This is a genomic window from Pseudomonas sp. AC463, assembly GCF_979253585.1.
Map to the genome: position 1 here is coordinate 1 of NZ_CEEDDZ010000499.1, position 280 is coordinate 280.

Annotated in this window: 1 protein-coding gene; it reads right to left on the reverse strand. The window is 59.6% G+C overall.

All coding sequences use genetic code 11. The features are described 5' to 3' along the window. Positions 1-70 precede the first annotated feature (70 nt). The coding region (locus AC0IYH_RS31140) for a hypothetical protein (RefSeq protein WP_471838058.1) at positions 71-280 on the reverse strand (210 nt) is incomplete at its 5' end.

Below are 280 nucleotides of genomic sequence, written 5' to 3' on the forward strand. Positions count from 1 at the left end.
CCCGGCACTGCGTGTCTCATTCCTGCGATTTCAGAAGCTAGCTGAGCGCGGCGCTGTCGCGGATTGATGATCAACGTTTTCGCATACGGGCGCCCACCAACCGCCATCCAACGGCAACGCATAGAAGCACTCCAACGAGTTCTCCTGTCCAGAGCCCGACGCGGCCGAAAGTCACATTGCCGATGACCGCGCCTGCCAGGATTATGACGGCGCACAGGATCGTTGCAGCCCATTCCTGCAGGCTCTCTAGCTTTGCTGACTTCAGCGCAGAACGCGTGCT